Annotated in this window: 15 protein-coding genes and 2 pseudogenes; 6 read left to right on the top strand and 11 right to left on the bottom strand. The window is 71.6% G+C overall.

Annotated features, from left to right (window positions below; all coding sequences use genetic code 11):
- Positions 1-91: 91 nt before the first annotated feature.
- Together OG524_RS10510 and OG524_RS10505 are read right to left on the bottom strand one after the other, a co-directional pair.
- Entirely contained in the window at positions 92-556 is a 465-nt protein-coding gene (locus tag OG524_RS10510) for a lamin tail domain-containing protein (protein ID WP_405809954.1), read from the bottom strand.
- 147 nt (positions 557-703) lie between these two features.
- The gene (locus OG524_RS10505; protein WP_405391200.1) at positions 704-1,456 is read right to left on the bottom strand and encodes an SDR family oxidoreductase; all 753 of its coding nucleotides are present in this window, start codon (positions 1,454-1,456) and stop codon (positions 704-706) included.
- A gap of 142 nt (positions 1,457-1,598) precedes the next feature.
- Here OG524_RS10505 and OG524_RS10500 point away from each other — a divergent pair, with 142 nt between their 5' ends.
- Entirely contained in the window at positions 1,599-3,266 is a 1,668-nt protein-coding gene (locus tag OG524_RS10500) for an alkaline phosphatase D family protein (protein WP_405391201.1), read from the top strand.
- Positions 3,267-3,288: 22 nt separating this feature from the next.
- Here OG524_RS10500 and OG524_RS10495 read toward each other — a convergent pair whose 3' ends face one another.
- Positions 3,289-4,296, bottom strand: coding sequence for a Gfo/Idh/MocA family protein (locus tag OG524_RS10495; protein WP_405391202.1), 1,008 nt, complete (start codon positions 4,294-4,296; stop codon positions 3,289-3,291).
- Between the two features lie 81 nt (positions 4,297-4,377).
- Here OG524_RS10495 and OG524_RS10490 point away from each other — a divergent pair, with 81 nt between their 5' ends.
- On the top strand, positions 4,378-5,706 hold the full coding sequence (locus OG524_RS10490) for a multidrug effflux MFS transporter (RefSeq protein ID WP_405391203.1): 1,329 nt from the start codon (positions 4,378-4,380) through the stop codon (positions 5,704-5,706).
- Here OG524_RS10490 and OG524_RS10485 read toward each other — a convergent pair.
- Complete coding sequence (locus tag OG524_RS10485; RefSeq protein ID WP_405391204.1) at positions 5,688-7,001, bottom strand: hypothetical protein; 1,314 nt, start codon at positions 6,999-7,001, stop codon at positions 5,688-5,690. The two genes, OG524_RS10490 and OG524_RS10485, sit on opposite strands and share 19 nt — an antisense overlap.
- Before the next feature lie 266 nt (positions 7,002-7,267).
- Between OG524_RS10485 and OG524_RS10480 the strand changes: the two genes are divergently transcribed.
- Positions 7,268-8,269: a small ribosomal subunit Rsm22 family protein gene (locus tag OG524_RS10480; RefSeq protein ID WP_405809951.1), complete on the top strand. Its 1,002-nt coding sequence runs from the start codon at positions 7,268-7,270 to the stop codon at positions 8,267-8,269.
- On the opposite strand, the pseudogene ddaH reads toward OG524_RS10480, so the two are convergent.
- Positions 8,266-9,114, bottom strand: a pseudogene (gene ddaH, locus OG524_RS10475) (dimethylargininase); the annotation flags it as partial. The gene OG524_RS10480 and the pseudogene ddaH overlap by 4 nt on opposite strands.
- Positions 9,115-9,297: 183 nt before the next feature.
- On the opposite strand from ddaH, the gene OG524_RS10470 reads away from it, so the two are divergent.
- The gene (locus OG524_RS10470) at positions 9,298-9,933 is read left to right on the top strand and encodes a TetR/AcrR family transcriptional regulator (RefSeq protein WP_405809950.1); all 636 of its coding nucleotides are present in this window, start codon (positions 9,298-9,300) and stop codon (positions 9,931-9,933) included.
- 140 nt (positions 9,934-10,073) lie between these two features.
- Complete coding sequence (locus tag OG524_RS10465; protein ID WP_405391207.1) at positions 10,074-10,817, top strand: bifunctional DNA primase/polymerase; 744 nt, start codon at positions 10,074-10,076, stop codon at positions 10,815-10,817.
- A gap of 53 nt (positions 10,818-10,870) precedes the next feature.
- Here OG524_RS10465 and OG524_RS10460 read toward each other — a convergent pair whose 3' ends face one another.
- From OG524_RS10460 to OG524_RS10440, 5 genes and pseudogenes are all read right to left on the bottom strand, one after another.
- A complete protein-coding gene (locus tag OG524_RS10460) occupies positions 10,871-11,860 on the bottom strand; it encodes a hypothetical protein (RefSeq protein ID WP_405393248.1) in 990 nt (329 codons plus the stop codon).
- Entirely contained in the window at positions 11,748-12,716 is a 969-nt protein-coding gene (gene efeU / locus OG524_RS10455; protein ID WP_405391208.1) for an iron uptake transporter permease EfeU, read from the bottom strand. Before efeU ends, OG524_RS10460 begins: the two co-directional genes overlap by 113 nt.
- A gap of 40 nt (positions 12,717-12,756) precedes the next feature.
- Complete coding sequence (gene efeB, locus OG524_RS10450; RefSeq protein WP_405809948.1) at positions 12,757-14,022, bottom strand: iron uptake transporter deferrochelatase/peroxidase subunit; 1,266 nt, start codon at positions 14,020-14,022, stop codon at positions 12,757-12,759.
- Complete coding sequence (efeO, locus tag OG524_RS10445) at positions 14,022-15,158, bottom strand: iron uptake system protein EfeO (protein ID WP_405809946.1); 1,137 nt, start codon at positions 15,156-15,158, stop codon at positions 14,022-14,024. The genes efeB and efeO overlap by 1 nt, the downstream gene beginning before the upstream one ends.
- A 186-nt stretch (positions 15,159-15,344) precedes the next feature.
- Positions 15,345-15,786, bottom strand: a pseudogene (locus OG524_RS10440) (hemin ABC transporter ATP-binding protein); the annotation flags it as partial.
- 198 nt (positions 15,787-15,984) lie between these two features.
- On the opposite strand from OG524_RS10440, the gene OG524_RS10435 reads away from it, so the two are divergent.
- Entirely contained in the window at positions 15,985-16,689 is a 705-nt protein-coding gene (locus OG524_RS10435; protein ID WP_405391211.1) for a PhzF family phenazine biosynthesis protein, read from the top strand.
- 87 nt (positions 16,690-16,776) lie between these two features.
- Here OG524_RS10435 and OG524_RS10430 read toward each other — a convergent pair whose 3' ends face one another.
- Positions 16,777-17,448: a heme oxygenase (biliverdin-producing) gene (locus tag OG524_RS10430; protein ID WP_405391212.1), complete on the bottom strand. Its 672-nt coding sequence runs from the start codon at positions 17,446-17,448 to the stop codon at positions 16,777-16,779.
- Positions 17,449-17,603: the final 155 nt, after the last annotated feature.

Genomic DNA, 17,603 nt, shown 5'->3' with positions numbered 1-17,603 from the left:
CTTCCGGGGGTGGCCCGGGGTCCTGACACCCCGGGCCACCCCCTGGCCGGATCCGCGGACCCCCCAGCCCGCGCCGGCCCGTTCGCTGTGGTCAGTGGCAGACCTTGACGCCGGTGCCCTTCGTCCAGGAGCAGGAGTCCCGGAGCGTGCCCGTCGCCTTGTAGAGCCGCGCCTTGTCGCCGGTGTTGTTCCACACGTACGAACCGCGGTTCCAGTACACGTGCGACGCGGTGTTCGTGCCCTTGCCGGTGTGCACCCGGACCGTCTTGCCGGCCGCGACGGTGAAGCTGCCGAAGGTGTACGTGTAGCCGGTGTTGTCCTTCAGCTTGTAGCCCCTGAGCTGCAGCTTGGACGTGCCGTTGTTGTGGATGTCCACGTACTCGGCGTTGAGGGACGAGTTCGTCCGGGTGTCCTTGCCGGGGCTGTCGTACTGGATCTTGCCGAGGTGCAGCCCGCCCTGGTGGGAGGCCGCCGATGCCGGGGCCGAGGCGAGGAGCGAGCCGGCCAGAGCGGTGGCGGCGGCCAGGGCGAGGGGCGCGGCGGTGCGTATGCGCATGCGGTGTGGTCCTCCTGTGTGCATCAGGTGAAGGTCAGCAGCATACGGGCAGCACGCGCTTGCCCGGCCGTCGGAAGTGAAATCGACGAAAGCGTGCAAAATCTGTCATTCAAAGGTCAGTTCCGGGCAGTGGGCGGAGTGAATCCGTCAGCCCCGGCCTACGTACGGCATCGTCGTCGCCAGCACCGTCGCGAACTGCACATTGGCCTCCAGCGGCAGTTCCGCCATGTGCAGGACCGTCCGGGCCACGTCGGCCGCCGCCATCACCGGCTCGACGGCCACCTCGCCGTTGGCCTGGAGGGTCCCCGTCCGCATCCGCTCCGTCATGTCGGTCGCCGCGTTGCCGACGTCGATCTGCCCGCAGGCGATCCGGTACGGGCGCCCGTCCAGCGACAGCGACTTCGTCAGGCCCGTGACGGCGTGCTTCGTCGCCGTGTACGCGATCGAGTGCGGGCGCGGTGCGTGGGCGGAGACCGAACCGTTGTTGATGATCCGGCCGCCCTGCGGGTCCTGCTCCTTCATCAGCCGGAACGCCGCCTGCGCGCACAGGAACGCCCCCGTCAGATTGACGTCCACCACCGCCCGCCAGTCCTCGTACACGATGTCCTCGACCGGCGCCGCGCGCCCGAACGTCCCCGCGTTGTTGAAGAGCAGGTCCAGGCGGCCGAAGTGGTCCCGTACGGAGGCGAAGAGGGCCGCCACCCCGCCCGGGTCGCTCACGTCGGTGGGTACGCACACCGTCCCGCCCCGCGCCGCCGCGGCGGCGGTCTCCTCCAGGGCGGCCGCCCGCCGCCCCGCCAGCACCACCGTCCAGTCCGCACCCGCGAGGGTGAGGGCGACAGACCTGCCGATGCCCGATCCCGCACCCGTGACGACAGCGATTCTCCGCTCAGCGTTCATGGCCCGGCAGCGTACGGCAGGTTTGGCGGCGGGCGGCATCCGGATCTCATCGCACCGCCATAAGGATGTTGTGTACCCGCCAACGGAACGTCGTCGACCCGCACTCCAATGCCTGTGACAACATCCGGCACGGGAGGGGCATATGACAGCCGTACAGATGAGCAGTACGTCCGGTCGGCAGGGGCATTCCGCCGAGCTGCGGGCCGCCGCCAGGCAGCTCGGAGCGGGCGTGGACCGCCGCAGGTTCCTCACCGTCACCGGGGCCGCCGCCGCGCTGGCCTTCGCGGTCAACCTCCCCACCGCGGGAGTCGCGGGCGCCGCAGAGCTCGACGCCCGGAAGATCACCGAGGACCCCTTCACCCTCGGCGTGGCCTCCGGCGACCCGCTGCCCGACTCCGTCCTCCTGTGGACGCGACTCGCCCCCCGCCCCTACGAGGCCGACGGGGGACTGCCCGCCACCCGGGTCCAGGTCCGCTGGGAGATCGCCCGCGACGAGCGCTTCACACGTGTCGTCCGGCGCGGATCCGTCACCGCCCACCCGGAGTTCGGCCACAGCGTCCGCGCTGACGTCAAGGGCCTCGAATCCGGCCGGACGTTCTACTACCGCTTCCGCGCGGGCAACTGGACCAGCCCCGCGGGCCGCACCCGCACGGCCCCCGCCCGCGGCGCCCGCACCAGCTCGCTGACCCTGGCCGCCGTCTCCTGCCAGGCCTACCACGACGGCTACTTCACCGCCTACCGGCACCTCGCCGCCGAGGACGTCGACGTGGTCTTCCACCTCGGCGACTACCTCTACGAGTACGCGGTGACCGCCACCGGAGGCGCCCGCAACTACACCGACCGCGTCCTGCCGGACCACTACAACCGCGAGACGGCGACGCTGGAGGACTACCGGATGCGGTACGGCCTCTACAAGTCCGACCCCGACCTGCGCGCCGCCCACGCCGCGCACCCCTTCGTCGTCACCTGGGACGACCACGAGACCGAGAACAACTACGCGGGCGACACCCCGGAGAACAGCGTCCCGCCGGAGGAGTTCCTGCTGCGCAGGGCCGCCGCCTACCGCGCGTACTGGGAGAACCAGCCGCTGCGCACCCCGCAGCGCCCCACCGGCCCCGACATGCGGCTCTACCGCCGCCTGCAGTTCGGCCGGCTCGCCCAGTTCGACATCCTCGACACCCGCCAGTACCGCAGCAACCAGGCGTACGGCGACGGCTGGAAGGTCCCCGGACCGGAGTCCGAGGACCCGTCGCGCACCATGACGGGGGCCGCCCAGGAGCGCTGGCTGCTCGACGGCTGGAAGAACTCCCGCGCCCGCTGGAACGTCGTACCGCAGCAGGTGACCTTCGCCCGGCGGCGTGACGTACCGACCGACGCCTTCAAACTGTCCATGGACTCGTGGGACGGCTACCCGGCCTCCCGGCAGCGGATCCTGGCCGGGGCCGAGGCCGCCGGGGTCGACAACCTGATGGTGCTGACCGGCGACGTGCACGTCGGCTACGGCTTCGACCTGAAGAAGGACTTCGACGACCCGGCCTCCCGGACCGTCGGCACGGAGATCGTCGCCACCTCGATCTCCAGCGGCAAGGACGGCGCCGAGAAGCCGGCCAACTGGACCAACCAGACCCGGGCGAACCCGCACATGAAGTTCTACAACGGCCGCCGCGGCTACGCCCTCGTCACCCTCGGTACGGAGCAGGCGCGCGCCGACTTCCGTACGCTGCCGGCCGTCACCACACCCGGTGCGCCCGTCACCACCGCCGCGTCCTTCGTCACCGAGGCGGGGAACCAGGGGCTCACCCCCGCGTGACGCCGTACGGCCGCCGGGGCGGTCAGACGAGGCCGTCCGCCGGATAGCGGACGCCGACACGGTCACGTACCGCGTCGAGCGTCCGCATCACGGCGAGCGAACCGTCCAGCGGCACCAGCGGGGACTCCGTCTCGCCCGCGCGCACCGCACGCATCACCTCGGCCGCCTCGTACTGCATGCCCGAAAGGCCCTGCGGGCCCGGGCCCGTGGTGATCTCCTCGGGATCCCGGCCGGTCCGGTGCAGGACGAAGCGCTCCGGGTGGAAGAAGCCCTGCGGGAAGTCCATCCGCCCGGCCGTGCCGGTGACCGAAGCGGTGGTGGGCAGATCCCCGACGATCGAGCAGTTCAGCAGCGCCGTGGCCCCCGACTCCCAGCCCAGCAGCATCCCGGTGTTGAGGTCGACGCCCTCCGGGGACAGCAGCGCGTCCGCCTGCACCCGGTCCGGCTCGCCCAGCAGCAACTGCGCGAACGACACCGGATAGACCCCGAGGTCCAGCAGCGCGCCGCCGCCCAGCGCGGGATCCCGCAGCCGGTGCCCGGCGCCCAACGTACCCAGGAAACCGAAGTCGGCCTGCACCGTGCGGATCTCGCCGATCGCACCGTCCCGCACCAGCTCCGTCATCCGGCGGATCAGCGGATTGCAGTACGTCCACATGGCCTCCATCAGGAACACCCCGCGCTCCCGGGCCAGGGCCACCAGCTCCCGTGCCTCGCGCGCGTTGAGCGTGAACGCCTTCTCGCACAGCACGTGCTTCCCGGCCTCCAGCGCCAGCCCGGCCGCCTCCCGGTGCGCCGAGTGCGGCGTGGCCACGTACACGACATCGATGTCGTCGTCCGCGACGAGCTCCGCCCAGCTGCCGTACGCCCGCTCGATCCCGAACCGGTCGGCGAACACCTTCGCGGACGCCTCCGTGCGGGAGGCCACCGCCACGACCTCGGCCCCGGAGTCCTTCATCGCCAGCAGGTCCGCCGTGAACGTCGCGGCTATGCCGCCCGTCGCCAGAACACCCCAACGCACAGTCCCGCTCATGCCGCCCGCCTCACAAAAAGGTATCGACCACTACGACTGACCTGAGAGCATAGATGCGGATTCAACGAAGCGGAGACGATGATGCCGGACAGCGGCGTGAGCCGGGCCCAGCAGGAACGACACGAAGAACACATAGTCCACACCCACCCACCGACTCCCCCCGGCACCGCCGCCGTTGCCGCAGCCCGGCGTGCCGGGATCCTGGTCACGCTGGTCCTCGGCGGACTCACCGCCCTGCCGCCGCTGTCCATGGACATGTACCTCCCGGCGCTGCCCGCGGTCACCGACTCGCTGCACGCCCCGGCCTCGACCGTCCAGCTCACCCTGACCGCCTGCCTCACCGGCATGGCGCTCGGCCAGCTCGTCGTGGGGCCCATGAGCGACCGCTGGGGCCGGCGCAAGCCCCTGCTCCTCGGCATGATCGTCTACGTGGTCGCCACCGCGATCTGCGCCTTCGCCCCCTCCGCGGAACTCCTCATCGGATTCCGCCTCCTGCAGGGCCTGGCCGGCGCGGCCGGCATCGTCATCTCCCGGGCCGTCGTGCGTGACCTCCACGACGGCGACGAGATGGCCAGGTTCTTCTCCACCCTGATGCTCATCTCGGGTGTCGCCCCCGTCATCGCGCCCGTGATCGGCGGACAGGTCCTCCGGTTCACCGACTGGCGCGGCATCTTCGCCGTCCTCACCGTCGTCGGTGTCCTGCTCACCCTCGTCGTCTGGAAGTGGCTGCACGAGACACTGCCCGAGGCGGACCGGCACACCGGCGGGGTCGGCGACGCGCTGCGCACCATGCGTGGACTGCTGGCCGACCGGGTGTTCACCGGCTACATGGTCGCGGGCAGCCTCGCCTTCGCCGCGCTCTTCGCCTACGTGGCCGCGTCACCGTTCGTCATGCAGGAGATCTACGGGGCCTCGCCGCAGACCTTCAGCCTGCTCTTCGGCATCAACTCGATCGGCCTGATCGCCGTCGGCCAGATCAACGGCAAGATCCTCGTCGGCCGGGTCAGCCTGGACAAGGCACTCGGCTTCGGCCTCGCGGTCATCTCCCTCGCGGCCGTCGCCCTGTTGCTGATGACCTCCGGGGTCTTCGGCGAGGTCGGCCTCCTGCCCGTCGCCGTCGGACTGTTCGTGCTCATGTCGGCCATGGGCCTGGCCATGCCGAACACCAACACCCAGGCCCTGATGCGGACGAGGCACGCCGCCGGATCCGCCTCCGCCCTGCTCGGCACGTCGTCGTTCCTCATCGGCGCCATCGCCTCACCGCTCGTCGGGATCGCGGGGGAGGACACGGCCGTACCCATGGCCGTCGTGCAGGTCGTCTGCGCCCTGTCCGCCGTGGCCTGCTTCCTGGTGCTGTGCAGGCCGTGGCAGAACAAGACCAGGGCGCCGGATCAGCCGGTGCGCGGATAGCCCAGCAGATGCAGACGGTCCTTGCGGTCCGTCCAGCGGAACACGCCGGTGTCGGACGACTCCACGTCCGGCAGCCGCTCGTTCGGTGACAGCGGGTCGAAGCCCCAGGTCGTGAAGTTCATCACGACCGGGGTGCCGCCGCCCTCCAGGGCGTCGGCCGCGTCGCGGGCGTTCCGCGCACCGTACGCCGTGCCGTCGTCCGTGACCGAGGCGAGCGTCAACAGCGACGCCCCGGCCTTGTCCTCGAAGCAGAACCCCTTCTTCGCCTCCAGGTCGAAGGCCAGGTTCCCCGCCACCAGATATCTGCCCGAGGGCGAGACGAGGGCCTGAGGAGGCCGCCCCGGCGCTATGGCCGGCCGGTGGCACTCCACCGAGACGACGGCTTTGCCCTTCGCCGCGTCGTGCACCGTCCACAGCTCGTGGGTCGCGGCCCGCTTCGCACCCTTGGCGAGCTGCCACTTGGCCAGGACCAGGCCGGGGTTCACGGACGTCGGCACCCCGGAGCGCGGATCGGTGCCCTTGGGCGCCACCTTCCGGCTGAACCAGCCGCCCCGCACCCAGAATTCGCGTGACCCGCTCAGCAGCAGCCCCTGCGCGGTCTGCCCGCGCACCTCGGTGAGCCGCTTGCAGGTCGTGCAGCCCTTCGGATACTTCACCCCCGAAGCGGCGACCTCGGAGACCTCGCCGGTGACCGGGTCCACCACCGCGCTGTTCGCCCGGCCGTCACTGATCACGATGTCGGGGCCGGTCGCCGTGATCGTCGGCGCACCGGACCACGGCACCTCGACCCGGAGACGTTCGCCGTTCTCCGCGTCGTACACGTCGAGGGAGACGAACGTCTCGAGGGGCGCGGGACCGTCGCCGATCTTCCCGAACGCCCAGGTCACGAAGAACTGCCGGTCCTCCCGGGCCATGGTGAGCAGCTTCGGGAAGCGCAGCGGGTCCGGCGGGCGCCAGGCCTCACCGCTCCAGCCGTCGCGGCCGGTCTCCAGATCGACGGTCCGCAGCCGGTAGCGCTGCTCGGGTTCCCGGACCAGATAGGCGAGCCGGGCGGCCGGGTGCGAGACCGCGTAGTCGGGTCCGGCCCCGACGACCTCCCAGCCGAGGGACGTCGTGTACGCGGAGGGAACGGTCAGCCGTGTCGCCGGGCCCGAGTTCTTCGCGGCCGCGGCCGGCTTCCGCTGCTTGCCGTCGTCCCCGCCGCCGCCCCCGCTTCCGCAGGTCGCCAGCAGGAGCAGAAGCGCCAGGAAGAGCACCCCGCCGACCAGAGTTAGGCGCACGATCCGCTGTCTCATGGTCCCCCCGATGAACATGTCCCCGAGCAACTCCCGCCGGTCCCCGGTCGGGCGCCGGTCAGCATAGCAACAGGCCCGTGGTGAAGAGCAGTTCGGTTCCGTAGCCGTTCCGTGCCGGTTCCGTGCCGGACCACCGGCCGGCGGAGGGCAGGACCACCGGGCCGCGGGGGGACGGGCCGCCGGGCCGCGCAAGGCCGGACCCCCGGCCGCGGACGGCGGGGTCACCGGGCTGCGGGGGGCAGGCACCCTGCGCCTACAATTCGGCGGTGAACGCCACCCTCCCCACCGCGGAAACCCTGCGCACAGCCCTGGCCGCTCTGCTCGACGGGCTGCCGCCCACCAAGGCCGCGCAGGCCGTCGACCGGCTCATCGCCAGCTACCGCGGGACCACCCCCACCGACGCGCCGGTCCTGCGGGACCGCTCGGACGTCGCCGCGTACGCCGCGTACCGGATGCCCGCGACCTTCGAGGCCGTACGTGCCTGCCTCGCCGCCCTGCGCGACGCCGCACCGGAGTGGGAGCCCGCCACGCACACCGACGTCGGGGGCGGTACGGGCGCGGCGAGCTGGGCCGTCGCGGGGGAGTGGGACGGGCCGCGGACCACCGTCCTGGACTGGGCCGAGCCCGCCCTCGCGCTCGGCCGCGAGCTGGCCCTTGCCTCCGGCGTCCCCGGGCTGCGCGACGCCACCTGGCAGCGGGCCCGGATCGGCACGGCACTGGAGCTGGCGCCCACGGACCTGGTGACCGTCTCGTACGTACTCAAGGAGCTCACGCCCGCGGACCGGACCGCTCTGGTGGACGCAGCCGCTGCCGCCGCCCAGGCCGTGGTCGTCGTCGAGCCGGGCACCCCCGACGGCTACGCCCGTGTCATCGACGCCCGCGACCGGCTCGTCGCCGCCGGGCTGACCGTCGCCGCACCCTGCCCGCACAGCGGCGCCTGCCCCATCGAACCGGGCAAGGACTGGTGCCACTTCTCGGCACGAGTCAGCCGCTCGTCCCTGCACCGCCAGGTCAAGGGCGGCTCGCTGAGCCACGAGGACGAGAAGTTCAGCTATGTCGCGGCGACCCGCTTCCCCACCGTGCCCGTACACGAACGGGTCACCCGCAGGCCCCAGATCCGCAAGGGCCAGGTGCTGCTGGAGCTCTGCACCCGGGACGAGGGCCTGCGGCGCGCCACGGTCACCAAGCGGCACGGCGAGCTGTACCGCGCCGCCAGGGACACCGCGTGGGGCGACGCCTGGCCGCCCCACGCGGAGCAGGACCTCTAGGGCACCGTCCGGGGCCGCAGCTCCTGGGTGCAGCACTTCACGCTGCCGCCGCCCTTGAGCAGCTCGCCCAGATCCATCGGAACCGGTTCGAAGCCCCGGTCCCGCAGCGGATCCAGCAGCCCCACGGCGGCCTGCGGGAGCAGCACGTGGCGTCCGTCGCTGACCGCGTTGAGGCCCAGCGCCACGGCGTCCGCCTCCTCGGCGACGAGCGCGTCCGGGAAGAGGCGGGCCAGCACGGCCCGGCTGCCCGGCGAGAACGCCCCCGGGTAGTACATGATCTCGTCGGCCGCGTCGTCCAGGACACACAGCGCCGTGTCCAGGTGGTAGTAGCGCGGGTCCACCAGATCGAGGCCGATCACCGGCCGTCCGAAGAACTCCTGGGCCTCGCCGTGGGACAGAGGACTGGACCGGAAGCCGCGCCCCGCCAGGAGGTACGAGGCGGTGACGGCGAAGTCGCCCTCGCCCTCGTTGACGTGGTCCGGCTCATGGATGTCGGTCCAGCCGTCGGCCCGGAACCACTCCCGGTGCGCCTCGGCCTCCGCGTACCGCTCCCGGTAGGCGAACAGGGCGCCGAGCACACGGCCGTCGATCACGGTGGCACCGTTCGCGGCGAACACCATGTCCGGCAGGTCGGGACGGGGGGTGAGCAGCTCGACGGTGTGGCCGAGCGAGCGGTAGCGGTCGCGCAGGTCCTCCCACTGGGTGTTGGCCAGGGGCAGGTCCACGGGTTTCGAAGGGTCCATCCACGGGTTGATGGAGTACGTGACCTTGAAGTGGGCCGGGGCGCACATCAGGTAGCGACGAGGGGTGGCGTCACGAGTCAATGCAGGCTCCTCACGAACGGCAGCCGGAGCTGCGGAACGGTGGGACGCGCACGGTCTGTGCGTGCACTCATGGTGCGCCGCTCCGGGCCGATGCGCAGTGATCCGATCGGGTGGTTCACACGAGTGACGCCCGGGGGACGCCGGCCGGACTCCGGAAGGGCTGCAAGACGATACGTATCGGACCGCGAGTTGTAGATTGGGTGGATGTCACCCCACAAGGCCCCGGACTCCAGCCGCCGCAGCGACCGCTCCCGCCGCGCGATCTACGACGCGGCCCTCGCCCTCGTCGGCGAGACGGGATACGCGCGGACGACGATCGAGGGTATCGCCGCCCGCGCCGGCGTCGGCAAGCAGACGATCTACCGCTGGTGGCCCTCGAAGGCCGCCGTGCTCATGGAGGCGTTCCTCGACCTGGCGGCCCGGCAGGCCGAGGAGGCCGCCGCCGCGGGGGAGGGCGGCGACGGCGGGCACGGGATCCCGGACACCGGCGACCTGGCGGCGGACCTCAAGTGCGTCCTGCGGGCCACCGTGGACGAACTGAACGACCCCGTCACCGAGGCACCCACCCGCGCGCTCGCCGCCGAAGGCATCGTCGACCCGGTCCTCGGGGCCCAATTCGTCGAGAGGCTGCTCGATCCGTCGATGCAGTTGTATGTCACACGTCTGCGTGCGGCGCAGGAGGCGGGAGACCTGCGCGCGGACATCGATCCGCGCATCGCGCTGGAACTGCTGATCGCCCCGCTCACGCACCGCTGGCTCCTGAGGACCCTCCCGCTCACCCACGCGTACGCGGACACGATCGTCGACTACACCCTCGGGGGACTGTCGGCCACGCCCTGACCGGGGCCCTCCACCGTGACATTCCGTACGGGTGTGCTCGTCTCCGTGTGGTCACCCGGGCACCCCGCTTGGGAACTCTGGCCACCCGAGGAGCAGGATGGTGGGACCATGGACAGGTAACCGCTGAGGTGAGGGGATAGATGGGCGCCGATTCCGGCCGCTATCGCGGCACAGAGAGCAGGATTTCCCAGTGGCTGCGCCGGCGGCCGAAACCACAGCCGGAAGCCGACGACGCGGCCCGGCTGGCGCTGCTCCTGGCCGTCGCCGAGGCAGGAATGCCGATCTCACCCGCCGCGCACCCGTCCGGATACCGATGTTCGTGTGATCGCGTCGGCTGTCCCACCCCCGCCCGGCACCCCGTCTCGTTCGCCTGGCAGACGCAGTCCACGACCGACAGCGCCCAGATCGAGCGGTGGGCCGCCGGACAGCCCCTGGCCAACTTCATCACCGCGACGGGCATGATCCACGACGTCCTCGACGTCCCCCTCCCGGCCGGCCTCGCCGCCCTGGAACGCCTCCTCGAAGCGGGCGTCGACGTCGGCCCCGTGGCCCAGTCCGGCAGCGACCGGATCCTCTTCTTCACCGCCACCCGCGGCACCCCCGAGGACGAGGACGAGTGGTGGCCCTGCGAGCTGGACTGCCACCCCGAGACCATGGACGAGCATCCGGGGCTGCGCTGGCACTGCCGCGGGAGCTATGTCCTGCTGCCGCCCGCCCGGCTCCCCGGTGAGCTGGACGTGCACTGGATCCGGGGCCCGGAGAACCCGCTGCCCGACCCGCTGAACCTCCTGGAGACGCTCACCGACGCCTGTGCGCAGTACGCGGACACGGCCGACGAGAGCGACCTCGACCATGACGCGGTGGCCTGGCCGCTCAGCCGCTGAGGAGTGCCCCCGACGGGCGGTGGCCCGACGGGGGCGGTGGTGCCCGGCCGCGGTCAGGAGCCCTGTGCCGCGACCAGTCCGGGCAGCCTGTTCAGGACGCGTACCTTGCCGGCCGCGTCCCCGGCCCCGCGCTTCGGCACGTACACCAGCTGGCTGGAGACCCGCTCCTTGGTGAGGGTGGTCGTCACCTCGCCGGTCAGCAGGGCCCGTACGTCCGCCGTGACCTCCGGCCGGAGGCCCTTCGCCGCGGTCTGCCGCTCGAAGTGTCTGCTGCTGAAGAAGACCAGCGCCCCGCCGTCCTCCGTCGTCAGACCCAGGGGCGCGAACGTCCCGCCGTCCAGCGCCTGGTCGACGTACTGGAACGAGAAGCCCGCCCGCCGGGTGTTCTTGCGCGCGTCCCGCCAGCCCGTGGTCGTCGCACCCGGAGCGAAGACGTCCGGGGTCCCGTCCTTGAGGAAGTCCGTGTACGCGGTGCTCAGCTCCGCCGGACTCGTCGCCAGGGCCGTGTCCGTGTCCCCCGCGGGCACGGGCTGCGCCCAGCCGTCGGCGTCCTTGCGGAACTTCGGCACCTGGGACGGGGTGACGACCGCCAGATAGGCGGCCTTCCACGGAGCGTCCGCCTCCGCGCGGACGAAGACCAGCAGCCAGCGGGTGTCCAGCTTCCCGCCGTCCTGGTCGCGGTTGGAGTCGGTGTCCGCGACGAACCAGCGCGGCCAGCCCGCCTTCTTGGGAATGGTGTACGAGGCGTCGGACAGCTCCAGCGGCTTGTGCGCCGGGTTGCCGTCCGGATTGTTCTTCTGGCGTGCCGTCAGGCCGGCCTGGTTGATCGCGCCGAGCGAACCCGTCACCCGGTTCGCGTCCAGCGCCGGATCGTACGCCTCGTCCGCCTTGTTGTAGGCGACCGTGAAGTCGTCGAGGGCTTGCGCCGCCTCAGACTTCGTCGCTCCCGGTACGACTTCCAGTTCGCCGTGCACCGTCACGCAACCGCTCGCCGTCACGCTCAGCACCGTCGCCGTCGCGAGCCCCGCCGCCAGTCGACCCAGCCTTCTCATCCGTTGCCTTCTGCGCCTTCTGATCCGTCGTCCGCACTGACCGTCCGAACCCTACCGGGGCGAGGAACAGCGCGAGCGTGGGGATGAGATACAGCGCCCACACCGTGACCTGAAGAACGGTCGGATCGGCCTGGAAGTTGAAGACGCCCTTGAGCAGGGTGCCGTACCAGCTGTCCGGCGGGATCGTGGTGGTGATGTCGAACGCCTTGTCCTGCAGACCGCCGAGGAAGCGGGCCTCCTGGAGGTCGTGCACCCCGTAGGCGAGCACACCGGCGGCGACGACCACGAGCATCCCGCCCGTCCAGGTGAAGAACCTCGACAGATCGATCCTCAGCGCGCCCCGGTAGAACAGCCAGCCCAGCACGATCGCGGTCGCGATGCCCAGCAGTACGCCCACCAGCGGCGACGAGGAGCCCTCACCGCTCGCCCGCACCGAGGCCCACACGAACAGCGCGGTCTCCAGACCCTCACGGCCCACCGCGAGGAAGGCGGTGGCGACCAGTGCGCCGGTGCCCATCGCGAGCGCCGCGTCCAGTTTGCCGTGCAGTTCGGCCTTCAGGTGCCGCGCCGTCCGCCGCATCCAGAACACCATCCAGGTCACCAGCCCGACAGCGATGACCGACAGCGAACCGCCGAGCATCTCCTGCGCCTCGAACGTCAGCTCCTGGGAGCCGAATTCGAGCGCGGCGCCGAAGGCCAGCGAGATGCCGCAGGCGATGCCGATGCCGGTCCACACCGGACGCAGCGCGTCACGGCGGCCGGTCTTGACCAGGTACGCGACGAGGATGCAGACGACCAGACTGGCCTCCAGGCCCTCGCGCAGGCCGATCAGATAGTTGCCGAACATGCCGGTCCCTCCACGGTGTCGGTCATGGGAACGGTCCGGATCACGAGAACAGCGCCCTGCCCCACCAGTCGTCCTTGTCGCGGACGCCCGGCGGAACGGCGAAGACCGCCGAACCCACGTGCTGGATGTACTCGTTGAGCGCGTCGTCCGCCGCGAGGGAGCGCTGCACCGGGACGAAGCCCTTGCGGACGTCCCGCTGGTAGGCGAGGAAGAACAGCCCGGCGTCGAGCCTGCCCAGGCCGTCCGTGCCGTCGGTGAAGGAGTAGCCGCGGCGCAGGATCGTCGCCCCGCCGTTGGTGTCCGGGTGGGCGAGCCGGACGTGCGCGGTCGGCAGCATCGCCTTCAGGAACGGCTCGTCGCGCTCCTTCGACCTGCCGGCCGGAGCGCCCTCGCCCTTGTCCCGGCCGAAGATGTCCTCCTGCTCCTGGAGAGGAGCCCGGTCCCAGGTCTCGATGTGCATCCGGATGCGCCGGGCCACCAGGTACGAACCCCCGGTCATCCACCCGGCGTCGTCCGCCCCCGCGACCCACACGTGCTTCCGCAGGGCGGCGGCGTCCGTGCCCGCGATGTTCCGGGTGCCGTCCTTGAAGCCCATCATGTTGCGCGGCGTCTGGGCGTCGGGCGTCGTCGAGGACGTCTTGCCGAAACCCAGCTGCGACCAGCGGACCGAGGCGCGGCCCATGCCGATCCTGGCGAGGTTGCGGATCGCGTGCACCGCGACCTGCGGGTCGTCCGCGCACGCCTGGACACCCAGGTCGCCGCCGCTGCGGGTGGGGTCGAGATTGTCGCCGGGGAACTTCGGCAGATCCACCAGCGCCTCCGGGCGCCGGTCCTCCAGGCCGAACCTGCCCGCGGCGAACAGGGACGGGCCGAAGCCGATGGTGAGGGTCAGCCGCGACGGCCGCAGGCCCAGGGCCTCGCCCGTGTCGTCCGGCGGCGCCTCGGCGAGCCCTCCGTACGCGCCGTCGCCCACGGTCCGTCCGGCCGTCATCCGCTCGGCGGCCCGTGTCCACTCCCCGAGCAGTGCCACCAGCTCGGCCCGGTCCTTCGTCGTCACGTCGAACGAGGCGAAGTGCAGCCGGTCCTGCACGGCGGTGGCGATGCCCGCCTGGTGCGGACCGTGGAACGGCACTGCCGCGCCGCTGTCCGAGGCCGGTTCCGCGTCCCCGCCCGGGCGCACCGCGGCGACCGCGCCGCCCGCCGCGACGGCGCCGAGCGCCAGCCCCGCACCGCCCCAGCCGAGCAGGGCGCGGCGGGACGGGGCCGGGTCCCGTCCCTCGGGGGTTCCGCCGTTGCCGGGCTCCATTACTTCGTCACCGCCGCGGCCAGCTTGGACAGCGGCTCGGCGAGCGCGTTGACCGCGTCGGAGAGCTTCTTGCGGTCCGCCTTGCCGACCTTGTCGTACGAGGTGAAGTCGTAGGAGGTGCTGTCCGGGCGGTAGGTGTCCAGCAGCGTGTTCAGCGCCGCGAACTGCTTGTCCAGGGAGGCGGTCAGCGCCGCGTCGTTCTTCGACGCGATCGGCCTGAGGAGCTCGTAGGACTTCTCCGCGCCCTCGACGTTCGCCTTGAAGTCGACGAGGTCGGTGTGGCTGTAGCGCTCCTCCTCACCGGTGACCTTGCCGGTGGCGACCTCGTCCAGGAGCTCCTTGGCGCCGTTCGCCATCGAGGTCGGGGTGATCTCGGCCTTGCCGACCCGCTTCTGCCAGTCCGTCAGGTCCTTGTGGAGGAGGGGCGCGAGCGCCTTCTCCTCGGCCCCCAGCTTCTTGTCCTGCCACAGCGCCTTCTCCAGGCGGTGCCAGCCGGTCCACTTCTGGCCGTCCTCCAGGCCGTCCTCGCGGACGTCGACCTTCGGGTCGATGTCGCCGAAGGACTCGGCGACCGGCTCGGTGCGCTCCCAGCCGATACGGGAGTCGGCGTACGCCTTCTTCGCGGCCTCGATGTCACCCGCGGCCACGGCGTCCGTGAAGACCTTCACCCTGGGCAGCGTCTCGTCGGCCTGCGCCTGCACATAGGTGCGGTAGCCGGCGACAGCCGCGTCCATCTCCGGGCTGCGCGCGGCCACCTTGCCACCGGTGACCTCGACGGTCTGCCGGATGCCCTCGCCCTTCATACCGGGCTTGCAGGCGATCTCGTACGTGCCGGCCTTGATCTCGGCCGTGATCCTCGCCTTGGTGCCGGGGCCGATGTTCTCGCGCTCGGTGACGATGCGGTCGTCCGGGAAGAGGACGTACACCTCGGTGACCTTGGACCCCTTGTTCTCCACGGCGAGTTCCACATGGCCGGCCGGGATCTTCGTCCTGGACACCTCGCAGGAGTCGTCCTTCGCGACGACCTGGACGGCGCCCTCCCCCTTGCTGTCACTCTTCTCCGCGCAGCCCGTGACGACGGTCAGTGCGGCCACGACCGCGGCAGCGGTGACGACGGAGGAACGAACGGCTCGCATGCGGGCTCCACAGGGGACGAAAGGGCGGGAGGATGTACGGACAACGTTGGTTAGGCAGGCCTAACTTAATGGAGCCTCACCCGGTCCACGCCCGCTGTGGAAGTGATTCAGCTCTCACTCGGGGGCACGGGAAACGGCCTGGTCACGGATCTCTCATGGGGAACCCATGGGATGGTCAAAGGCGAGTCAAGAGGTCTTTGCCGGCATGACGAGGGGCACCCCGGTCCGCGGGTGCGGGAACACCTCCACCGGCTGCCGGTACACCTCGCCGAGCAGTGCCCCGTGAACACCTCGGCGGGCGGGCCGGCCGCCGCGATCCGGCCGCCGTGCAGGGCTGCGGCCCGGTCGGTATGGGCCGGGGCGAGCCCCAGATCGTGCAGGACCACCACCACCGCCCGGCCCGCTCCCGGCAGATCCGCAGCACCAGTTCCTGGTGGCGGAGGTCCAGCGCGGCCGTCGGCCCGTCCAGGAGCAGCAGGTGGGCGCGCCGCGCCGGCACCCGCGCCAGCACCCGGGCCAGCGCGACCCGGGCCAGCGCGACCCGGGCCCGCTCGCCGCCCGAGAGTGCGGAGAACACCCTCTCCGACGTGAAGGTCTCGACCGTCGGCACGGGCGGCGCGATCACCGCCGACCTGAAGACCCCGCAGGGCACCCAGGACGGCGTCGCCGTCGCGGTGCTCGACCTGTCGGCGGTCCGGCCCGGTCAGGGCGAGGGCGGCGCGATGGCAGACCCGGACGGCACGGGTCCGCCAGGGGGCCGCACCGGCACGCCGCCGGTGCGGCCCTGTGGCGTCACGGACCCCCCGCGCGGTGCTTGAATGCCCACGTGAACGACTTCGACGTACCCGACGGCATCGACGTACTGCGTGTGTTCTGCGGCCCGGACGGCCGGCACGGCAACGCGCTCGGCGTCGTACGCGACGGGCGCAGGTACCCCGACAACGAGTCCCGGCAGGCGCTCGCCCGGAAACTCGGCTTCAGCGAGACGGTGTTCGTGGACGACCCGGAGCGCGGGACCGTCGACATCCGCACGCCCGGTCTGCGGCTGCCGTTCGCCGGGCATCCGCTCGTCGGCGCGGCCTGGCTGCTCGACCTGGAGATCCTGGAACTGACCGTTGGGGACGTGTTCGCCCGCCAGGACGGCGAGTTCACCTGGATCACGGCCCGCCCGGAGTGGGCGCCGCCCAGGACACTGGAGCGGTACGCGTCGGCCGCCGAGGTCGAGGCGCTGACGGGGCCGCCGCCCGGCGAGGGCTGGCTCTACGTCTGGGCCTGGGAGGACGAGGCGGCCGGACGCGTACGGGCGCGGGCCTTCCCGCGGAGGGACGACGGGGTCGACGAGGACGAGGCGACGGGCGCGGCGGCCATGCTGCTGAGTGTCGAGCTCGGCCGCGCCCTCAACATCACACAAGGACGCGGCTCCCAGATCCTCACCGCACCCGCGCCGGACGGCACGGTGGAGGTCGGGGGCCGCGTCCTGTTGGCAGCCAAGGGCTTCGGGGGCCGGGTCCTCGCGGCGGCCACGGGCTGACGGGCGACGACCGTACGCCGGCCGGTACCTGAACGACCGGCCGGCGCACGGGGGTTCACGCGCCGGAGGGAAAGACCTCGCCGGGGTTCACGCGCTGAGCGGGAAGACCTCGCCGAGCTCACGGAAGACGGCCGTGTTCAGCGCGAAGGCGCGCTTGCACTCGTCGATGATGCGCTGCTTCTCCAGGTCGTCGGCGTTCACCGCGTCCAGCAGCTCCCGGTACTCCCGCTTGAACGCGGCCGGGTTGGAGATCTCCTCGAACACGTAGAACCGCACCCCGTCGCCCTTGCGGGCGAAGCCCCAGGTCTTCTCCGCGGTGCCACGGATGATCTGGCCGCCGGAGAGGTCCCCGAGGTAACGGGTGTAGTGGTGCGCTATGTAACCCGCCGGCCAGTCACGGGCGCACTCGGCGACCCGCTCGGCGTACGCGGCGGTGGCCGGCAGCGGCTCCAGACCGTCCTGCCACCCGTCGCCCCGCAGATGCGCCAGATCGCGCTCCAGCTCGGTGCTGCGCATCAGCTCCGGCCGGATGAACGGACCCGCGACCGGGTCCTCGCGCAGGGCCTCCGCGCCGTCCTCCAGCGCCCGGTAGACGAACCACAGCTGCTCGGTGTACCGCGTGTACGCGTCCACCCCGAGCCGCCCGCCGAGCATGTCGCTCATGAAGGTCGAGGACTCCGCCTCCGTGTGCTGCTCGTGCGAGGCGGTGCGGATGAGGGTGGAGAAAGGGGCGGGCGTGGCGGTGGCGCTGGCGTCCAAGGCGGGCCTCCGGGGGCCGAGGGGGACAGGAAGTCCGGACAGATGCGTAAATGTCGGCAGCGGCAGCTGTGTGCGCCGGCGCGCGCCGATGCACCGATCCTCCTGCTTAGGTTTACCTAAGTCAATATGTTCCCGACTGGCTGTCGGTAAAAGTC

Source organism: Streptomyces sp. NBC_01520 (assembly GCF_045040375.1).
Classification (GTDB): Bacteria; Actinomycetota; Actinomycetes; order Streptomycetales; family Streptomycetaceae; genus Streptomyces.
This window is presented reverse-complemented; position numbering and strand designations above follow the sequence as displayed.